General features: G+C 43.7%; 21 protein-coding genes. 19 read left to right on the top strand and 2 right to left on the bottom strand.

Annotated elements, in window-relative coordinates:
* From JL57_RS07805 to JL57_RS07755, 10 genes are all read left to right on the top strand, one after another.
* On the top strand, positions 1-485 hold a 485-nt coding region (locus tag JL57_RS07805), incomplete at its 5' end, for a BCCT family transporter (RefSeq protein WP_291299826.1).
* A gap of 297 nt (positions 486-782) precedes the next feature.
* Positions 783-1,550 carry an IclR family transcriptional regulator gene (locus JL57_RS07800; RefSeq protein ID WP_034141497.1) on the top strand — a complete coding sequence of 256 codons (768 nt, stop codon included), beginning with the start codon at positions 783-785 and terminating at the stop codon, positions 1,548-1,550.
* 270 nt (positions 1,551-1,820) lie between these two features.
* On the top strand, positions 1,821-3,062 hold the full coding sequence (locus tag JL57_RS07790; protein ID WP_034141495.1) for a Glu/Leu/Phe/Val dehydrogenase: 1,242 nt from the start codon (positions 1,821-1,823) through the stop codon (positions 3,060-3,062).
* A gap of 40 nt (positions 3,063-3,102) precedes the next feature.
* Positions 3,103-3,303 carry a ferredoxin family protein gene (locus JL57_RS07785; RefSeq protein WP_034141494.1) on the top strand — a complete coding sequence of 67 codons (201 nt, stop codon included), beginning with the start codon at positions 3,103-3,105 and terminating at the stop codon, positions 3,301-3,303.
* Positions 3,300-4,442, top strand: coding sequence for a 2-oxoacid:acceptor oxidoreductase subunit alpha (locus JL57_RS07780; protein ID WP_366556994.1), 1,143 nt, complete (start codon positions 3,300-3,302; stop codon positions 4,440-4,442). The genes JL57_RS07785 and JL57_RS07780 overlap by 4 nt, the downstream gene beginning before the upstream one ends.
* A complete protein-coding gene (locus JL57_RS07775) occupies positions 4,442-5,272 on the top strand; it encodes a 2-oxoacid:ferredoxin oxidoreductase subunit beta (RefSeq protein WP_034141493.1) in 831 nt (276 codons plus the stop codon). The genes JL57_RS07780 and JL57_RS07775 overlap by 1 nt, the downstream gene beginning before the upstream one ends.
* Positions 5,273-5,800, top strand: coding sequence for a 2-oxoacid:acceptor oxidoreductase family protein (locus JL57_RS07770; protein ID WP_034141492.1), 528 nt, complete (start codon positions 5,273-5,275; stop codon positions 5,798-5,800).
* Between the two features lie 200 nt (positions 5,801-6,000).
* Positions 6,001-6,525: a carboxymuconolactone decarboxylase family protein gene (locus JL57_RS07765; protein ID WP_034141491.1), complete on the top strand. Its 525-nt coding sequence runs from the start codon at positions 6,001-6,003 to the stop codon at positions 6,523-6,525.
* Positions 6,526-6,580: 55 nt separating this feature from the next.
* Positions 6,581-6,988, top strand: coding sequence for a PaaI family thioesterase (locus tag JL57_RS07760; protein ID WP_034141490.1), 408 nt, complete (start codon positions 6,581-6,583; stop codon positions 6,986-6,988).
* A gap of 444 nt (positions 6,989-7,432) precedes the next feature.
* Positions 7,433-8,425, top strand: a complete 993-nt coding sequence (locus tag JL57_RS07755; protein ID WP_034141489.1) for a zinc dependent phospholipase C family protein — start codon at positions 7,433-7,435, stop codon at positions 8,423-8,425.
* A 52-nt stretch (positions 8,426-8,477) separates the two neighbouring features.
* Here JL57_RS07755 and JL57_RS33825 read toward each other — a convergent pair whose 3' ends face one another.
* The gene (locus tag JL57_RS33825) at positions 8,478-8,642 is read right to left on the bottom strand and encodes a hypothetical protein (protein WP_291299825.1); all 165 of its coding nucleotides are present in this window, start codon (positions 8,640-8,642) and stop codon (positions 8,478-8,480) included.
* Positions 8,643-8,733: 91 nt separating this feature from the next.
* On the opposite strand from JL57_RS33825, the gene JL57_RS07750 reads away from it, so the two are divergent.
* Complete coding sequence (locus JL57_RS07750) at positions 8,734-9,387, top strand: HAD hydrolase-like protein (RefSeq protein ID WP_034141488.1); 654 nt, start codon at positions 8,734-8,736, stop codon at positions 9,385-9,387.
* 20 nt (positions 9,388-9,407) lie between these two features.
* Here JL57_RS07750 and JL57_RS07745 read toward each other — a convergent pair whose 3' ends face one another.
* The gene (locus JL57_RS07745; RefSeq protein ID WP_034141487.1) at positions 9,408-9,650 is read right to left on the bottom strand and encodes a hypothetical protein; all 243 of its coding nucleotides are present in this window, start codon (positions 9,648-9,650) and stop codon (positions 9,408-9,410) included.
* Positions 9,651-9,734: 84 nt separating this feature from the next.
* On the opposite strand from JL57_RS07745, the gene JL57_RS07740 reads away from it, so the two are divergent.
* The 8 genes from JL57_RS07740 to JL57_RS07705 form a co-directional block, all read left to right on the top strand.
* Positions 9,735-10,463: a CPBP family intramembrane glutamic endopeptidase gene (locus tag JL57_RS07740; RefSeq protein WP_034141486.1), complete on the top strand. Its 729-nt coding sequence runs from the start codon at positions 9,735-9,737 to the stop codon at positions 10,461-10,463.
* Positions 10,464-10,478: 15 nt separating this feature from the next.
* Positions 10,479-11,162 (top strand): (d)CMP kinase, encoded by a 684-nt coding sequence (gene cmk / locus JL57_RS07735; protein ID WP_034141485.1) that lies wholly within the window; start codon positions 10,479-10,481, stop codon positions 11,160-11,162.
* On the top strand, positions 11,159-11,755 hold the full coding sequence (locus tag JL57_RS07730) for a 1-acyl-sn-glycerol-3-phosphate acyltransferase (RefSeq protein ID WP_034141484.1): 597 nt from the start codon (positions 11,159-11,161) through the stop codon (positions 11,753-11,755). Before cmk ends, JL57_RS07730 begins: the two co-directional genes overlap by 4 nt.
* A 241-nt stretch (positions 11,756-11,996) precedes the next feature.
* The gene (locus tag JL57_RS07725; RefSeq protein WP_034141483.1) at positions 11,997-13,985 is read left to right on the top strand and encodes a bifunctional 4-hydroxy-3-methylbut-2-enyl diphosphate reductase/30S ribosomal protein S1; all 1,989 of its coding nucleotides are present in this window, start codon (positions 11,997-11,999) and stop codon (positions 13,983-13,985) included.
* Positions 13,986-14,093: 108 nt separating this feature from the next.
* A complete protein-coding gene (gene ftsW, locus JL57_RS07720; protein ID WP_034141482.1) occupies positions 14,094-15,257 on the top strand; it encodes a putative lipid II flippase FtsW in 1,164 nt (387 codons plus the stop codon).
* A gap of 43 nt (positions 15,258-15,300) precedes the next feature.
* A complete protein-coding gene (locus tag JL57_RS07715) occupies positions 15,301-15,930 on the top strand; it encodes a hypothetical protein (RefSeq protein WP_034141481.1) in 630 nt (209 codons plus the stop codon).
* 85 nt (positions 15,931-16,015) lie between these two features.
* Positions 16,016-17,344, top strand: coding sequence for a DUF512 domain-containing protein (locus tag JL57_RS07710; protein ID WP_291299824.1), 1,329 nt, complete (start codon positions 16,016-16,018; stop codon positions 17,342-17,344).
* Positions 17,337-17,843, top strand: a 507-nt coding sequence (locus tag JL57_RS07705) for a GTPase (RefSeq protein ID WP_034141479.1), incomplete at its 3' end; no start/stop codon positions are given. The genes JL57_RS07710 and JL57_RS07705, both read left to right, overlap by 8 nt.

Here is a 17,843-nt window from a genome sequence, read left to right as displayed (position 1 = left end):
TCTTAGGTGGTTATACTTTGCACCTGGAATTTGACAAAATTCTGTCAGTCGGCAAGATCATGTCAGAGAGCGGAGGTCCAGCCGCCATTATAGCGGTCATAAATACATTGCCGATGCCTCAGGTTGTTTTAGTTTTATTCCTGCTCTTAGAATTTGTCTTCCTGGCCACCTGTCTTGATTCCTCGGCCTATGTATGTGCCACTATGGCGACCAAGGAACTGGCAGAAGATGAACAACCGGCTCGTTGGAACAGAGTTGTCTGGGCTTTAGCTTTAGCGGCTATAGGTGTTGCGGTTCTATCGTTAGGTGGTATGAATGCAATACAAACATCCTCTGTAGTCGCGGCGGTTCCCCTAGTGTTTGTCCTAATTGTCTTAACCTTGTCTTTTATGAAAATGCTTAGAGAAGATCATGGTGTAGAATGTAGCCCGAAAGAAATAACGATCCAATCTCATAAAAATAATAATAATCTATCGGCTAAATAGTAATAACGAATCTATTGCTATAATCAAGGTGCGAAAACAAATTTAGATAAAATCCTTTAAACAGAAAGGCGAAATGCATGTAAGCATTTCGCCTTTACTGTTTAAAAGATTTTCCAGAAGGAAGACTTTCAATAAAAAAAGTGTTTGACAAGAATATTCAGAATAAAGTAAAATTGAATTGACCACTCTATGGATTGCACGTTCACAATGTGACCATTTATTTAACAAAATCTATAATTTACAATATCTAATTTTTTTATATATGTTTCCAGTGGCGAAACGAAAGGAGCTTTTAATTTGAAAGAAATTCAATCCATCGAAAAAGCCTTTGCTATACTAGAAAAGTTTTCTCATAGGAAGAAGGAGTTTAGTGTTACAGAATTGAGTCAGGATCTAGGGTTACCCCGTCCTACGGTTAGCCGGATTATTGGCACGTTGGCAGGGTTAGGTTACCTTAAAAAGAGTTCTGATACGAAACGGTACACTTTGGGATTGAAGTTTCTTCACCTGGCTAGTATTGTCCAGGAAAGTCTTATCCTACGTGATATAGCTACACCGGTGCTGCACAGACTTCGTGATCTCTTGAGTGAGACAGTCTATATAGATGTTAGAGATGGGTGGGAAAGGGTCTGTATAGAATCGTTTCAGGGACTGGAACAGGTGCGAACATTTGTTGAAACCGGTCAACGGTCGCCACTTCATACTGGAGCCGATTCTCTGATGCTTTTAGCGTCTTTAGCGGATGAAGAAATTGATGAATACCTTGAGAAGGTCCAATTAGTACCGTATACGGAAAACACAATTGTAGACCCCCTAGTGTTAAGGGGAAAGATTAGAGAGGCTAAAGAAAAAGGTTATACGTATAGCGAAGGGGAGTACCATCCTGGAAGTGCTTGTCTTTCCGCCCCCATCAGAGATCGGGCAGGAAAAATAGTAGCCTGCATAGCGATATCCTTCCCAACATCAAGGGCTGTGCCGAGTTATATTGATAGATACAGGGATTCGATTATTAGCGCAGCGTTGGAAATTTCTACGCTCAACGGATATGAACATAAAGAAAAATAGGTGACTTGTCAAAAGGGGTATGATTCTTTGTCTAAGACCGCCATTAGCCAAGTATGGCGTATTGAGGGGGGTGAAGCGAGAGCCAGGCGGAAGCCCGATAAATTGTATCTCATCTTATTAAAAATCATGAGGAGGAAAGTTTTGAGTGATAGTGGAAAGCCGGTTGAACAGGCGTCCGAAAGGCCGCCCTCAGTAATAGGTAAATCAATTGAATAAGACGTAACCATAGAGAACCAGTTAAGTTATTCTTAAGAGAGAGGTTTAACTAACATGAAAAAGAATGCCTATGAAGTAGCCTTAGAAGTATTGAGTAATGTGGCCGAGTATATGAACTTAGAGGACCACGTGTACGAAATTTTCAAGGAACCCATGTCACAGTTAACTGTAAAATTTCCGGTTAAAATGGATGACGGAACCATTAGAATCTTCACCGGTTTCCGTTTTCAGCATAACGCTGCTCTGGGACCGACCCGAGGAGGAACACGTTTTCATCTCGATGAAACACCCGAGGATGTAAAGGCCTTGTCACTCTGGATGACCTTGAAAAACGCCTTAAACGAGATTCCCAATGGAGGTGCTAAAGGGGGCGTTGTCGTTGACTCACTAACTCTTTCCCAAGGGGAATTAGAGCGCGTTTGCCGAGGATATATTCGCAAGATTGGTCCGACTATAGGGGCATGGAAGGACTTTCCGGGGGCTGACATCGGCACCTCCGCTCAGACTCAGAGCTGGATGTTGGATGAATGGGAAACCATGAATATGCATCACGAGGCTGGGGGTATCAGTGGAAAAGTAATGGCTCTGGGAGGGTCTAAAGGACGGGCCGAAGCAACAAGCCGAGGTCTATTGTTTGCTACTAGGGAATTAGTGCATGCCAAGGGATTAGAGATGCCAGATTTAACAGCTGTGATCCAGGGATTTGGCAAAGTCGGTTGGCATTTAGCAAAGCTGTACGAAGAGGACGGTGTAAAGGTTTTATCGGTCAGCGATGTATCCATAGCCATATTCAAATCGACTGGGTTAGATATCTTTGATGTCCATGCCTATGTAGAGCGTACTGGCAGTCTTCGGGGTTACCCTAACGCGCAAGAAATTACTAATGAAGAAATGCTGGAAATAGAATGTGATATTCTAGCTCCTTGTGCGGTTCAAAATGTGCTTACTAAAGAAAATGCAGACCAAATTAAAGCAAAGTTTTTAATTGAAGGAGCTAATGGTCCTACTACTCCGGAGGCGGAAGAAATCTTTATCCGTAAAGGGATCTTTATTGCTCCGGATATTTGGGCAAATTCCGGTGGTACTCAAGTGGCTCATTTTGAAAGAGTACAGAACTTGAATAATGATAGTTGGAGTGAAGAGGAAGTAAACTCAAAGCTTGAGAAAATTATTCATAAGGTGTTTGGCGAAATCTATGCCTTGCACACTAAAAGTAATATTTCAATGCGTCAGGCGTGCTGGGTAAAAGCGATTGGCACAGTTGTTGAAGCGATGAAAGCTCGTGGCTGGGTTTAATTATAGAAGTAAATAAGACTACCTAGAAGGAGGAAACATCGTGACTTTGAACGTAAAGATCGATATCGACTATTTTTATTGCAAACGTTGCGGCATCTGTCACGCTTTCTGTCCGCAACAGGTTTTTTCCTTGATTAAGGACGGTTCGCCGGAAGTAAGCTTTCCAGAAAAATGCACCTATTGCCGCTTGTGCGATCTGCGATGCCCTGATTTCGCGATAACCTTGGAGGTGTTAACGTGATCAGACCACTTGGAGTACAGTTCATGCAAGGTAATGAAGCTTGCGTATATGGGGCCATTGATGCTGGGGCCAGATTTTACGGGGGTTATCCAATTACACCTTCCTCTGAAATCGCAGAGCTTTCAGCTGAATTACTACCACAAGTTGACGGTGTTTTCCTGCAGATGGAAGACGAAATAGGGAGCATTGCCACGATCATTGGTGCTTCAGCTGCAGGTAAAAAATCTTTTACGGCGACCAGTGGCCCAGGATTCTCACTAATGCAGGAGAATTTAGGGATGGCCATCTATTCTGAAGTTCCCATTGTTGTGATTAATATTCAGAGAAACGGACCGAGCACAGCCCTTGCCACGCGTCCTGCACAAGGAGATGTGATGCAGGCTCGTTGGGGCACCCACGGAGATCATCCGATTATTGCCTTGAGCCCCGCTTCCGTCCAAGAATGCTATGATTTAACGGTCCGGGCCTTTAATTTAGCAGAAAAGTATCGGATCCCGGTTATCCTTTTGGGTGATGAAGTTATAGGCCATATGAGAGAGAGCCTGACAATTCCTGAACTGGAGAAATTAGAAATTATCAATCGCAAACTACCAACGGACCCAGTTGAAGGATATAAACCCTATACCACAGGTGACGATGATATACCCGCTATTCCTCCTTATGGAACAGAATATATTGTGCACATTAGTAGTTCTTGTCATGATGAATCGGGTTATTCCCATAATGCCCCTAAAACAGCGGATAATTTAGTACGGCGCTTACACCGTAAGATAGAAACCAATAAGGCGGATATAGTTCAGGTTGAAAGGTTTGGCCCTGAAGACGCAGAGGTTACCATTATTGCGTATGGAGTCGTCTCCCGTTCAGCAAAACAAGCCGTGATCAATGCTCAAAAAGAGGGACTTTCCGTAAACCTCCTTAGACTTATCACTCAATGGCCTTTTGCCGATCAACAAGTCATCGAAGTCCTAAAGAAAGCTAAAGCCGTGATTGTACCGGAACTTAACTTAGGACAAGTGGTCTTGGAAGTAGAGCGCCTTAATTCGTATAAGACTCCTGTTTACCCACTTTCTCGCATCGATGGTGAAATAATTCTACCCTCACAGATCCTGGAACGAATTAAGGAGGTGCTAAAATAATGGCAGCACGACGTTATCAGGATTATCTAGACAAAAGCAGGCTACCCCATATGTGGTGTCCAGGCTGTGGAGATGGTATCATCTTGCGTGCCTACACGGAAGCTCTCGTTGAGCTAGACCTTGCCCCTAAGGATGTCGTTACCGTAACAGGGATCGGTTGCTGGGGGAAAGCGGATGATTATATGTCCACACAGGCCTTTCATGGAACCCACGGCCGGGCCCTAGCCTTTGCGACAGGAATTAAGTTAGGAAACCCCGACCTAACAGTGGTTACCTTAATGGGGGATGGAGATGCCGTCACCATCGGAGGAAACCATTTTATTCATGCGGCTCGACGGAATATTGACCTTACCGCCATCGTTGCCAACAATTATAACTATGGCATGACCGGAGGACAGTATTCGGCTACCACTCCATTGGAAAGCAAAACCACGACTTCTCCACTGGGAACGCCTGAACCCGGGTTTGATGTGTGTCTCCTTGCAGAAGCCGCAGGGGCTAATTTCGTAGCTAGGACTACAGCCTATCACGTAGGGGCACTCAAAAACCTAATTAAAGAGGCCATTACTCATAAAGGCTTCAGTCTAGTAGAAGTTATTAGCCCTTGCCCGACGTATTTTGGGCGATTCAATAGTCAACCCAGTGCCGTGAATATGTTAAAGTGGCTAAAGGAGAATTCAGTAGCTGCCTCTAAATTTCAGGAAATGTCGAGGGAAGAACAAGCTAAGCGTTTTGCCATAGGAACGTTAGTTAAAAAAGAAAGACCAGACTTCTATACCAACTATCGGCGGATTAATAGTGTCAGCCAAACAGCAGGGGGGAGAGAGTAGATGGCAGGGAAAACATGGCAAATCGTCTTAGCGGGTACAGGCGGTCAAGGGTTAATTCTAGGTGGTGTAACCTTAGCCAAGACCGCTGTGTTAGAAGGAAAAAATGCCGTGCAAACTCAAACATATGGGATTCAGTCACGGGGAGGATACTCTCAATCTGAGGTTATTATTAGTGGTGAAGACATCTATTTTCCAAAGTGTGATCAGCCGGACCTAGTATTAGCCCTTAGTCAAGGTGGATACGATCGCTATAGCAATATTGTATCGAATGAATGCCTTATCCTTTATGACCAAGATGTTGTAAAAAGCAGTCATCGAGTCCATGATGTGGGGTATCCCTTCAGCGCTAAAGCTATAGATCTAGGAAATCCTAAAACGATTAATTCCTTGTTTTTAGGAAGTGTATTAAAGCTTTGCCCAGTGGTTTCCAAGGAAAGTCTTACAAAGGTTTTAGAAGATTCATTACCGGGTAAGATTTTAGCAATTAATTTAAAGGCATTGGAACTAGGGTATAAGGAGATTGATTAAAGGCGATCTGATTTCCGTAAAGGAATTAGAACATAAAAAGCTGTAATTCTCAGCTTTTTATGTTCTAATTTTAGAATATGGTCTAAATATTCAAAATATTTCTGTGCGGATCCCATCTAACAACGTATACAGGTTATAATTAAATGAAGAAACTTCGAGAATAAGGCGGAGGTTCGAATGAAAACAAGGAGGAAGATTCTATGCCAAATTTGTCACTGCTGTCTTTGGAGGAAATGCCGGATAAGACCCGTAATATGATTACAGGAGGAAAATCCCAACTGAGCGGCTTAAACATCAACAGAATGATGGCTCATGCGGAAAATAGTGTACGTCATTTTATGCGTTTAGGAAATTCTCTGCTAACCCAGGCAAAACTTGATGCCCGCCTACGAGAAATAGTTATCCTCCGGATAGCCAAGTTATGTAATTCGAGGTATGAATGGTACCAACACGAAATAATGGCTAGGCAGGTTGGAGTGTCGGAACAGCAAATAGAAGCCCTTAGGCTAGATCCCCCTGATCCTTCAGTATTTAATGATCAAGAGCAGGCCATTCTCAGATACACTGAGGAGGTTACTGCTAATGTGAAAGCTAGTCCTGAGGTATTTGAAGAACTATCCCAGATTCTCAGCCAACAAGAATTAGTAGAACTAACTCTTACTATAGGCTTTTATAATATGGTAGCCCAATTTCTTGAAAACACAGGGGTGGAGATAGAAGGTTAATTTTCTAAATGCTAAGATTAGTAGCTATAGTATCAAGCAACGACTGGAGGAAACCATGGTAGATCTGAATTTACTTGAGGCAGGAAACGTTTGGAAATTTATCGGGATGGAAATAGTACGTAATTCCGAGGGGCGTCCCGGTGTGCAAGTGATAAATACGAACAATCTACGGCAAGTGTATGGAGCCATGCATGGGGGAATCATCTCAATGGCCGTGGACGCCGCTGGAGCAGTAGTTGTAAATGAGCATGTTGGAAGGGATTTTGCAGTGTCGACTGTAGAATTAAAAGTGAATTATTTGTTACCTGTAATTGACTCAGATATAGTTGTCTATGCTAAGATTGTGAAAAAAGGAAAACGCCTAATGGTGACAACGGTCGAAGTGTTAGACAATATGGCAAATATTGTGGCTGTTGGCATTGTTACTTATATTGTAAAACCGATCGACAATTCTAGTAAGTAGCAAATTTAATTGTTGTACGAAAAATGATACAGTAAAGCACAAAGGAGTTATGGAGTAATGGGTGCAAGTAATGCACCCATTACTTGTATTCGCAGAATGTTGTTCCTTAAAATTAAATCTCACAAAAAGCTAACCCGTGTTTAATATATCGGGTTAGCTTTTTGTGAGATGAAAAACATAACACCTGTACTCAACACCTACAGCAGAGGTTGCATAGATCATATCTATGTTTAACTTGTCTGCAACTCAGCGAAAGAGTGTATAATATTTCTTATGTCCAACAATTTATTAGATTCAAACAGAAGGTGCACTACTCGTCTCTTGATATGAGACTATTCAAGAACTATTTGAAGATTATAATGCGTAGATTGGTTAAAGAAGTACCTACTTAGCAGGAGATTGACCGTTTAAGGAGAATACGTTTTGGGGTAGAGGGGGGATTATATGCCAAAGGAATTTACCCACTGGCATATTGCACGCCAAGCCTTGAAAAGGGAAATCCCAGGAGAGGTGGGAGAAATCATTGCGAGCAACCTAGCCCTGTATTATATCGGAGCCATTGCCCATGATATAACCTTTTATGATTTATCTTCCCCGTCTGAAGCAAACTTAGAGCAGATGGCTAACCAGCTTCATGGTGTAGCTGGCGAGAATACTGTTGCCCCACTTTTGGAAATAATGGAATGGGCACTTGACCAGGACGACCATCGAGCTCACCTGGCATTTTTGTTAGGGATGTTAACCCACTTTGTGGTGGATAGCACGTTTCATCCGATGGTCTACTACATGAGCGGAAACTATTTTGCTCAAGATCCAGAAGAAAGGGATAAAGCTGTGTTTCGACATCGCTTACTGGAAACTGCCATCGATCTCTGGTTAAAGGATGTTGAACGGATGGATTATCCATCAAGTTTAAGGCAACTCTGGCGTAAATCGGGTGTAACTGGACGAGGGGTTTTTAAGCGTCTGATTGAGCAAGGTGTTTGCAAGGGAGATATCAGTAAAATTGCGCATTTCCATAAGGCTTGGCGGAATCACCGTTTACTGCAAACAGTTTTCGGATGGTCAACGCCTTGGCGAGTATTGTCACTTTACCGGCGGTTTGGTCATCCATCAGCTGGCAAACTAGAGGCTTTATTCTACTCTCAGCCCCTGGATTTATCATATTTTAAGGCCAAATTAGATTGGAGACATCCCGTTACGGGCGACAGGCATGATATGATGATAGGAGCGCTATATGATCTGTGCGTTACCCGGGTTATCAGCTTGTTTGATCAATTAGGACTACAATCCCCGGAAAAATGGCCGCTACTCCTACAAGAGTTTCAGCCCCTCTCTCTGGATAGTGGATTGCCCTATGTTCCTGTTGCGAACATGAAATACTTTCGAACTGAGCCCATCGAACATTGTTTACTTCGATCTCTTAAACATGAATAAAACTCCGAGGGAAGCCTCGGAGCTTGAGCAGGAATTAGATCTTGAGTTGAAATTAGATCATTTCATCAGCGGGGTCATCATCATAAGCACAGTCACACCCGCGTGATATAATTGTAAAGCCATACTTTTCGGATTTCCGTCCGAGTAAGAAAGCGGCAACAAGACTCAGGAAAAAGAGTAAACCGTGATAAGGGTAATGCTTGTGCTGATAGAACATGAATAGTGCCTCCTTTCATTTCGTTATAGAGTGACCTTATTGCGTGGAATTCATTCTGGAAATTTAAGGAAGTTTAGGTTGGAGGGGTTTTGTGCGTTATAATGTATTGCTTTGGGACTTAGATGGTACGTTGACAGATCCAAAGGTAGGAATTACCCTCTCTGTTCAGTACGCTCTAAGTCGGTTAGATTATCCCCTTCCGAAGGTAGATGATCTAGATTGGATTATCGGGCCGCCCTTAAGAGAGAGCTTTAAAGTCTTGCTTCAAACGACAGAGGAAGCGCTTCTAGATCGTGCTATCAAGTTGTATAGGGACCGCTACAAAGAAATAGGTCTCTATGAAAACGTTGTTTACCCTGGTATACCCGAGTTACTGTCCCGGTTAAAGGACAAGGGTTGCAGGAATCTGTTGGCGACCTCAAAACCGAGAGTCTTTGCAGAGCAAATTCTTCACCATTTCTCAATGGATTCCTACTTTAGTGTTATCATGGGCAGCGAGTTGAATGGTCAATTTGTGGAGAAGGAAGTTCTGATTGAGGAAGTGCTGAAAAATGTACCTTCTGATTTACGCTCGAAAACAGTGATGATCGGGGACCGAAGATTTGATGTTCAGGGGGCAAGAGCCAATCAGATTGAGGTTATTTCAGTAAGATATGGGTATGGAACAGTTGAAGAATTACATAATGCAAACCCTGATTTTATCGTCCAAACTGTTAAAGACTTAGAGGAGCTATTGATCCGCTGAATGTGTTACTGATAATCTGTTTAATTCTCAGTTGTAACCGGGTAACGGACTGCAGCGTCTAAATAAACAAAGTTCTCGTCCTTTTCTTGACGTACCATTCCTACAATACCTCGATCCTTCGTTTTTTCTAGGTGGCGATGGACAACAAACTGATAGGCTCGCTCATCCCATGGATCTAAGAAATCGACAACTGTATTGAAATAGGTTTCGATGGGAATTTTAAGATGATGATGATAGACTTGCAGAGTTGTTTCCGAAGACATAACGAATTCCTCCCTTCCAATTAGTCTGAGATATAAATGAAAGAAATATGTGTTTTTAAAAGAAGGAAAGAAGGAGGTAGCAAAATGGACGAAGAATCAGAATCTAAGGTAGTCGGGAGTGAGTTCCTTCTTAATAAGCGAAATTTAAGTTGGATTGATCTGGTGCTGATTTTGGGTGGGGTTATCTGTATCTATGTCTTATTATCCTTTGGAACTATCTGGTTAATGGATCGATGGCCACATGAACGAGCTTTAATATATTTGAATGCCTTTATGACTCAGCTGGCCTTTGCACTTCTAATTTTACTTCTGAAAAGAATTCGACACTGGGAATGGTCCGATTTTGGCTGGAAGGCGGTTCCGTTCAGAAAGTATTTTTATAGTGTCATAGGATTATACCTTTTCTCTTGGGTTATCAATATCAGTTATGCCATTGTCCTATACAATTATGGGTTAACTCCTCCTGAAACAGATGTTTATTCGAAGTTATTGGGACAGGCCACGGGTTATACATTATTTCTTAACTTGCTGTTAGCAGGGATATTAGCACCGATTGTGGAAGAAACCTTATTCAGGGGAGTGATTTTCGGCAGTCTGCAGGCGTATTTCGGGAAATGGACAGCAGCAACGATTAGTGCGGTTATTTTTTCCGCTCTCCATTTCCAAGTTTACGGATTTTTCCCACGCTTCGTCTTAGGACTCGTCCTCATTTTCTTGTATACTAAGTTTAAATCCCTCTATCCGCCCGTTACCTTACATGCCTTAAATAATACAGTGGCCACACTGATAGCGGCAAAATTGATGATTGATTAAAAGGAGCAGGATAAGATGAAGCAAAGGCAACGACAGGCCTTGCAAATTGCCATCGATGGCCCTGCTGGTGCGGGGAAAAGTACGGTTGCCAAGATTGTAGCAATGCAATTACGGCTTTTCTATGTAGATACTGGTGCTATGTATCGGGCTATCGCTTATAAGGTGCTTAAAAGCGGGGCATCAATAGACGACGAATCTAGGGTAAGTCAAATAGCTAAAACGACGGAAGTTGTGCTCGATCATTCGGAGGAGAGAATTGTTTGGTGTGATGGCGAGAATATCACGCAAGCTATACGCAACCCCGAAATTTCACGGGCGGTTTCGGTTGTGGCTGCCTATCAGGGGGTAAGAGATCGTTTAGTGGAACTTCAACGCCTGGAGGCTAGGCGCGGAGGCGTGGTTATGGATGGTCGTGATATCGGGACACACGTCCTGCCAGACGCTGATTATAAAATTTTCTTAACAGCGACACCTGAGGAACGGGCAAGACGACGGTGGATAGAACTCACGGAGGCCGGGAAAGTTGTAGCTTACGATGAAGTCGCTCAAGATATGCTGAAACGTGACCGTTCAGATAGTGAGAGAGAGGTTTCACCGTTAAGACCTGCTCAAGATGCAATTATTCTCGATACAACGGGTTTAAGTGTGGAAGAACTGGTAGCGGAAATTCTTAAGTTGACTCAGGAGGTTGAATCATGACGCTTTATAGTTTTGCGAAGAGGATGTTTCGCCTGCAGTTTCGTGTTATGGGGTGGAAAGTAGAAGGCGCGGAGAACTTGCCTTTGAGCGGACCCGTAATTTTAGCCATTAATCATGTAAGCATTTGGGATCCAGTTCTCGCAGCTTGCAGTCTACCCCGCCAAGTCTCCTTTATGGCCAAAGAAGAACTATTTTCCATTCCGATTTTGGGGACGATTTTTTCTAAACTTGGCGCTTTTCCAGTCAAACGAGGGCAGGGAGATATGAATGCCATCCGTCAATCTTTAGCAATCTTAAAGCAAGGGCGCATCTTAGGTCTTTTTCCTGAAGGAACTCGTTCAAAGACAGGAGAGATTCAAAAAGGAATGCCGGGAATGGTCCTGCTCATGGAAAAGAGTCAAGCTTCTGTTGTCCCGGTAAAGGTTTACGGGACAGCAAACTTAATGACTAAAGGGTGGGGCAAAATTGGGGTTGTAATCGGTAAGCCCTTGACCGCTCAAATGCTAAAGGCTCCTGAAGGGGTGGAAAACCGCCGTGAATGGATTGCGGATCGTATTATGCAAGCAATGATCGAATTACCCAAAGCCAAGTAGCTTTGTAGGGGGTAGTCCTATTTGTGGGGGACATACCTACTTTCTCGGGGACACTCATGTCCCGAAGAACAACTATTACTTCAGCAGGTTTGTCTCCATTCCTTAAAATCTCAGAAATATGGCAGGAATTTTGGAGTAGAATAGAGAATTAGTTCTGTACTTTGTTGGGGACATTCCTTCCCGAAGAACAGCTTATACTTCAGCAGGTGTGTCCCCTTTCATTAATAGGAGGTTCTTAGTTTTGAAAGTCAAGATGGCAGCAAAAGCTGGGTTCTGTTTTGGTGTGGAACGTGCCTTAGAAATGGCAGAACGAACAGCAGAAACTTCACAGGCAGTTTCACTCGGGCCCCTTATTCATAATCAGCAGGTCGTAAAACGCTTGTCAGAACGTGGTATTCGTGTAGTCGATGATCTGAGTGACGTAACCTCTGATCAAGCCCTGATTATTCGCTCCCATGGTGTAGCACCTAGTGTTTATCAGGGGGCTGAGAATAGAGGTGTCCGCGTGGTCGATGCCACGTGCCCTTTTGTCCAGAAAGCACAACGACTGGCTGCCGAGTCAGCTAAGTTAGGGCGACAAGTGATTGTCATGGGAGATAAACATCATCCTGAGGTCCAAGGAATATTAGGGTGGGCTGGAGAACAGGCCATTCCCATCCAAACGGTCGAAGAGGCCAAGGAACTTGAATATTATCCACATTTAGCTGTTTTAGCTCAGACGACCCAACTTGCGGAAAATTTTATCAGGATAGTCGAAGAGTTGAAACTCCATACGGGTGATATAACCGTTCACAACACGATCTGTAACGCAACTGCTGAACGACAAAAAGTGGCTCGAGAGTTAGCAGAGACTGTTGATATTATGGTCGTTGTCGGTGGGCGAGATAGCGCAAATACTCGAAAACTGGCGAGCATCTGCGCGGAACGCACCAAAACATACCTTATTGAAACTGCAGAGGAATTGAAATCGACTTGGTTTAGCGAAGCCGAAAGTGCCGGTTTAACAGCGGGGGCTTCTACACCGGATTGGATCATTGAGGAGGTTTATAAAAAAATGTCTGAAATGAATGAAAATGAAATGAATATGGATAGTTGGCTAGAAAATTTACAAGAAATCCAGCTTGGTTCGCGGGTTACCGGTACTGTCGTTAAAATGACAAGAGAGGAAATCTTCGTCGATATTGGTTGGAAATGCGAGGGAGTCATTCCTATCAGTGAGTTTTCTATCCGGCAAACTAACCTAGAGGACGTTGTAGCGATTGGGGATACCGTGAGTGCAGTCGTGATTCGTGTGGAAAATGAGGAAGGGCATACCGTTCTTTCCAAACGGAAAGCAGATGAAGAGGGTGCTCACGAACGTTTAGAGAAAGTCGCAGAAACTAAAGAAGAAATCCAGGCTAAAGTCGTTGAGGTTGTCAAGGGCGGGTTAGTAGTTGATGTGGGACTGCGAGGGTTTGTTCCAGCTTCTCAAATCCAGTTGGGATATGTGGAAGATCTAAATCAGTTTTTAGGGCAAACCTTACGCTTAAGATTAATAGAATTTGATTCATCGAAAAGGAAAGTGGTTCTTTCTCAGAAAATCATTTTGGAAGAAGAACAAGCGATTAAACGCCAACAATTACTGGAAACCCTCAAAGAGGGTGAAGTAGTGTCAGGCACAGTCAAGCGGATGACTGACTTTGGTGTCTTTGTCGATATCGGTGGGATGGATGGCCTGCTGCATATTTCGGATATGGCTTACACGCGGCTTAAGCACCCGTCAGAATTGCTGGCGATTGGGGACGAGGTTGAAGTCCAAGTCTTAAGATTAGATCATCAAACCGGAAAATTAGCCCTAGGTCTTAAACAACTTAAAGAGAGTCCATGGGGTCAAGCGGCTGTTAATTATCCAGTGGGAGCTATCATTCAGGGCAAAGTTGTACGTATCGCTACGTTTGGCGCATTTGTGGCCCTCGGTGAAGGTATGGACGGATTGGTTCATATTTCCCAATTGTCAGATCAACGGGTTAATAAAGTCGAAGATGTGCTTAAAGTCGGAGATACAGTGACTGCAAAGGTCATTCAGTGTAAAACAGAGGAGAAAAGGATAAGCTTAAGTATCAGGGAGGCGATTGCAGACTCCGCTCGGGCCAATGATACTCAGGCTTTAGCGGGCCAAGCTGAAATCCAACCGGTAACCATAGGAGATGCCCTAGGAAAGGCTTTCCACTTGGAAAACCAAGCAGAGTAAGCTCTTATACGGGTTTGTTAAATCGAGGCATTATTGACTTCCTGTTCTACGGCGCAGGAAGTCATTTTGGCAAAAACCAAGTTTCTCTATTAAAGAAAGGGGATTCTAATGGCTAAGCGAAAACTAGATCTGCCGATTGATTTCCCCATATTATTCTTAACCCTGGCACTTTTAGCTTTTGGATTAATTATGATTCTTAGCGCGGGTGCCGTAAGAGGATTTAACGCCACGGATAATTCGTACTTTTATGTTACTCAACAATTAAAGTGGGCGATTGTAGGTTCTTTTTTCGCCCTGGTGGCCATGATAATCCCTTATACTTTTTTGCGGCGGCTTGCCGGATTAGGCGTCATCATAAGTATGATCTTACTGATTGCAATCATCTTTACTGATGCGGGGATCGAAGCGGGTGGTTCAGCCCGGTGGATTAAAATTTTAGGATTTACAGTTCAACCTTCAGAAGTTGCTAAACTTGCCTTGGTACTTTTTTATGCCCATATATTAGATCGTTATCCAATTAAGCAGGGCAAAGATTGGCGTATCCCCTTAGGTATCCTTATACCGATTACACTGCTTGTTTTGGCCCTTGTCTACAAACAACCAGATTTAGGGACAGCGATGGTCTTAGCACTGACCTGTACCGTCATGCTGTTACAGACGGAACTGCCGACATTCTGGTTTGTAGCTGCTGTACCGACCCTTGGAGTACCGCTCTTATATTTAATCTATAATACAGAATACCAATGGAATCGAATTTTGGTCTGGCTAGACCCCTGGAAAGATGCTATGCATTTAGGATATCAGATTACGAATGCGGAGATTGCCTTCGGCTCGGGCGGTTTGTTCGGAGTTGGTTTGGGACGAAGTCTGCAAAAATATGGCTTCCTGCCGGAAAACCATACAGATATGATCTTTGCCATTGTAGGAGAAGAACTGGGCTTAATCGGTACTGTATTTTTACTATTCCTCTTTATAGCGTTGTATGCCCGAGCTTATCATGTCATTAGTGGATGCCCAGATCGCTTCGGACGGTTATTGGGCTTTGGCTTGATATCCACGTTAGCTATTCAGACGACCGTCAATTTATCGGTGGTTACTGGTGTACTCCCAGTAACAGGGATTACCCTACCCCTGATCTCTTATGGCGGAAATTCTCTGGTCATCACCTTGGCCAAACTCGGTCTGATCTTGAATATAACTCGATATAAAAAGATACCCAAGCTTAGGATGGTCAAGAGCCCACCCAAACATCGCGGTGTAAACTCCTTCTAAACGGGGATAATAGGAGAAATATCCGTCGTAAGGTGGGAGTCATGTGTTATTTCCCTATGGAGAATGGCTAATTCTATTCTTAACCCTTGAGACTCGGGTAGAAAAAAGAGCTTCTCGGCATTTTTTTCTTAGCTTGACCATGGCCTGGATCATTGGAAAATCTTTGGAATTCATCGTTCCCGCGTCATTGCCCTGGAATTGGCACTTCGCACGTCTGATGGTTATCTTAGTCTTTTGGGTATGGGCGCTGCAACGGACTGAACGATGGATTCTGCCTCTTATAGTTACCAGCCTAGTAGTCTGCCTAGAAACCTTATTTCAAGTCAATGAACCAGGGGTGTTGCCTTATGGAACAGGCATTTTCTCGTTAATCCTAGTTATAGTCGCTTGGCTGAGTGCAAAATCCTTTTGGGGAACAGCAGCCGCCTTAGCAGGAAGCTTACTCCTAAATCAAGCCTTTGTGCGTTTTACTTACGATGGTATCGTCAGACATGCCGACTTACCCGACGAATTTGTTTGGAATTTTGGTGTCTGGTTCTTCGTGCTTTGGGCTGGTTTACGTCTGGGTTGGCAGTCTCATCTTGAGCGGAAACTGGAGAAAGCGACCGCTGATAAATTGTCTACAAGCAGTGTCAGTGCTTACGAACCTCGGGAGGAGCACGAACTCCAGTAGCAGGCGGGTTTGATATGTAGTATACTTGTAAACGATTGAGGCATGGAAATAGGCCCTGATCTGAATTGTCAGGAGGATGAATAGTTTGTCGAAGGGGCTTGTGGTCACAGCCGTCCATACAGGTAGTATTGCTGAAGAAATGGAGATTGAAGTCGGGGACCGTGTTCTTGAAGTCAACGAAGAAAAACTGAACGATCTTATTGACTTTCAGTTTGGCATATCCGAGGATGAGTTCATGCTGCTTATCGAGAAGAAGAACGGTAAGCAATGGGAGATCGAGATTGAGAAAGCTCCAGGAGAATTCCTAGGTCTCCAAGTGGAAATGAGTTCTCAAGGGCTAAAAACTTGTCGCAATAATTGCACATTTTGTTTCGTGGCTCAAATGCCAAAAGGAATGAGGTCGTCGCTTTACGATAAAGACGATGATTACCGCTTATCGCTAACTCAAGGAAGTTTTATTACTCTTTCAAATTTAAGTGAGGAAGAAATAGAGAGGATCATTTCCCTTCATCTCAGCCCGCTCTATGTTTCCGTCCACGCTTGGAACCCTGAAGTACGTGCCCGTATGATGAGAAACCCTCAGGCCGGAAAGTTGCCAGAGCAAATCAAACGCTTTGCTGAAGCTGGAATCGCTGTCCATGCTCAAGTGGTGGTGGTTCCGGATCATAACGATGGTGAGGTTTTGGCTGAAACTATCGAACAGCTAGGGGGACTTTATCCAGCTATACAATCTATCGCTGTCGTTCCGGTGGGCTTAACCCGCTACCGTGAACACCTTACAAGCTTGCGTGGATTCACTTCGGCTGAGGCTGGTCAGATTGTGGTAGAAGCTGAGTTGTGGCAAAAGAAATTCCTTTCCTTGACAGGCCGACATCTTGTCTATTATGCGGATGAATTTTATGTTTTGGCTGGTCGGGAATTTCCGAATTTTACTGTTTATGATGAGTTTCCACAACTTGAAAACGGTGTGGGGATGGCCCGTAAATTTATAACTGAGCTGGAATCGGTTTGGGAGCTTTTACCCAATCAGTTAGCTGAACGCCATGTCCATCTTATAACGGGGATCTCTGCGCAGGTTTTTTTTGAATCATGGAGTCAGCGCTTAATGGCTCGAATCAAGGGTTTGAAGCTATCAGTACATGGGATACGCAATGACTTTTTTGGAACATCTGTGACGGCTGCCGGATTATTAACGGCCCAAGATATCGCCCATCAATTGGAGGATTTAGCAGGGGAAGAATTTTTTATCCCTCGTGTGATGCTCAAGGCTGATGAAGATCTCTTTCTGGATGATCATGATGTTAAGTGGTTAGAAGAAAAGGTCAATGGCAAGGCTAGTATTGTTGAAAATCATGGCGTAGCATTCTTAGAACATCTAATTGGGGATTCTTTGGAGGTGGGACGATTTGAGTAAACCTGTAGTAGCTATTGTAGGACGGCCGAATGTCGGAAAGTCTACTTTATTTAACCGCATTACGGGCGGTCTTGTGGCCATTGTTGAAAATATGCCTGGAGTGACAAGAGATCGACTGTATCGAGATGCAGAATGGCTGGGACGGAAATTTACCTTGATTGATACTGGGGGAATTGAATTTAAGGATGAGGGGACACCCATCCCGGCCCAGATGCGCAGACAGGCAGAAATTGCCATGGAAGAAGCGGATGTCATTATTTTTGTCGTAGATGCTCAGATATCAACGACCCCAGATGATGATATGATTGCCAGAACACTACGTCGGTCGGGAAAGCCCGTCTTGCTGGCAGCCAATAAAGTAGAAAACTTCGAAAAGATAGAAGGTCAACTCTATGACTTTTTAAGCTTAGGGTTAGGGGATGCCATCCCTATTTCTGCTGTTCATGGTATGAATACCGGAGATTTACTCGATATGGTCATAGCAAAATTCCCGGACAAT

The sequence above is a fragment of the Desulfosporosinus sp. BICA1-9 genome, from assembly GCF_000802135.1.
This window is presented reverse-complemented; position numbering and strand designations above follow the sequence as displayed.

Bases quoted from the DNA above. Each gene is read 5' to 3' on its own strand.
- JL57_RS07790 (WP_034141495.1), top strand. From the start codon at position 1,821: ATGAAAAAGAATGCCTATGAAGTAGCCTTAGAAGTATTGAGTAATGTG.
- JL57_RS07775 (WP_034141493.1), top strand. From the start codon at position 4,442: ATGGCAGCACGACGTTATCAGGATTATCTAGACAAAAGCAGGCTACCC.
- JL57_RS07770 (WP_034141492.1), top strand. From the start codon at position 5,273: ATGGCAGGGAAAACATGGCAAATCGTCTTAGCGGGTACAGGCGGTCAA.
- JL57_RS07765 (WP_034141491.1), top strand. From the start codon at position 6,001: ATGCCAAATTTGTCACTGCTGTCTTTGGAGGAAATGCCGGATAAGACC.
- JL57_RS07760 (WP_034141490.1), top strand. From the start codon at position 6,581: ATGGTAGATCTGAATTTACTTGAGGCAGGAAACGTTTGGAAATTTATC.
- JL57_RS07755 (WP_034141489.1), top strand. From the start codon at position 7,433: ATGCCAAAGGAATTTACCCACTGGCATATTGCACGCCAAGCCTTGAAA.
- JL57_RS33825 (WP_291299825.1), bottom strand. From the start codon at position 8,642: ATGTTCTATCAGCACAAGCATTACCCTTATCACGGTTTACTCTTTTTC.
- JL57_RS07745 (WP_034141487.1), bottom strand. From the start codon at position 9,650: ATGTCTTCGGAAACAACTCTGCAAGTCTATCATCATCATCTTAAAATT.
- JL57_RS07740 (WP_034141486.1), top strand. From the start codon at position 9,735: ATGGACGAAGAATCAGAATCTAAGGTAGTCGGGAGTGAGTTCCTTCTT.
- cmk (WP_034141485.1), top strand. From the start codon at position 10,479: ATGAAGCAAAGGCAACGACAGGCCTTGCAAATTGCCATCGATGGCCCT.
- JL57_RS07730 (WP_034141484.1), top strand. From the start codon at position 11,159: ATGACGCTTTATAGTTTTGCGAAGAGGATGTTTCGCCTGCAGTTTCGT.
- ftsW (WP_034141482.1), top strand. From the start codon at position 14,094: ATGGCTAAGCGAAAACTAGATCTGCCGATTGATTTCCCCATATTATTC.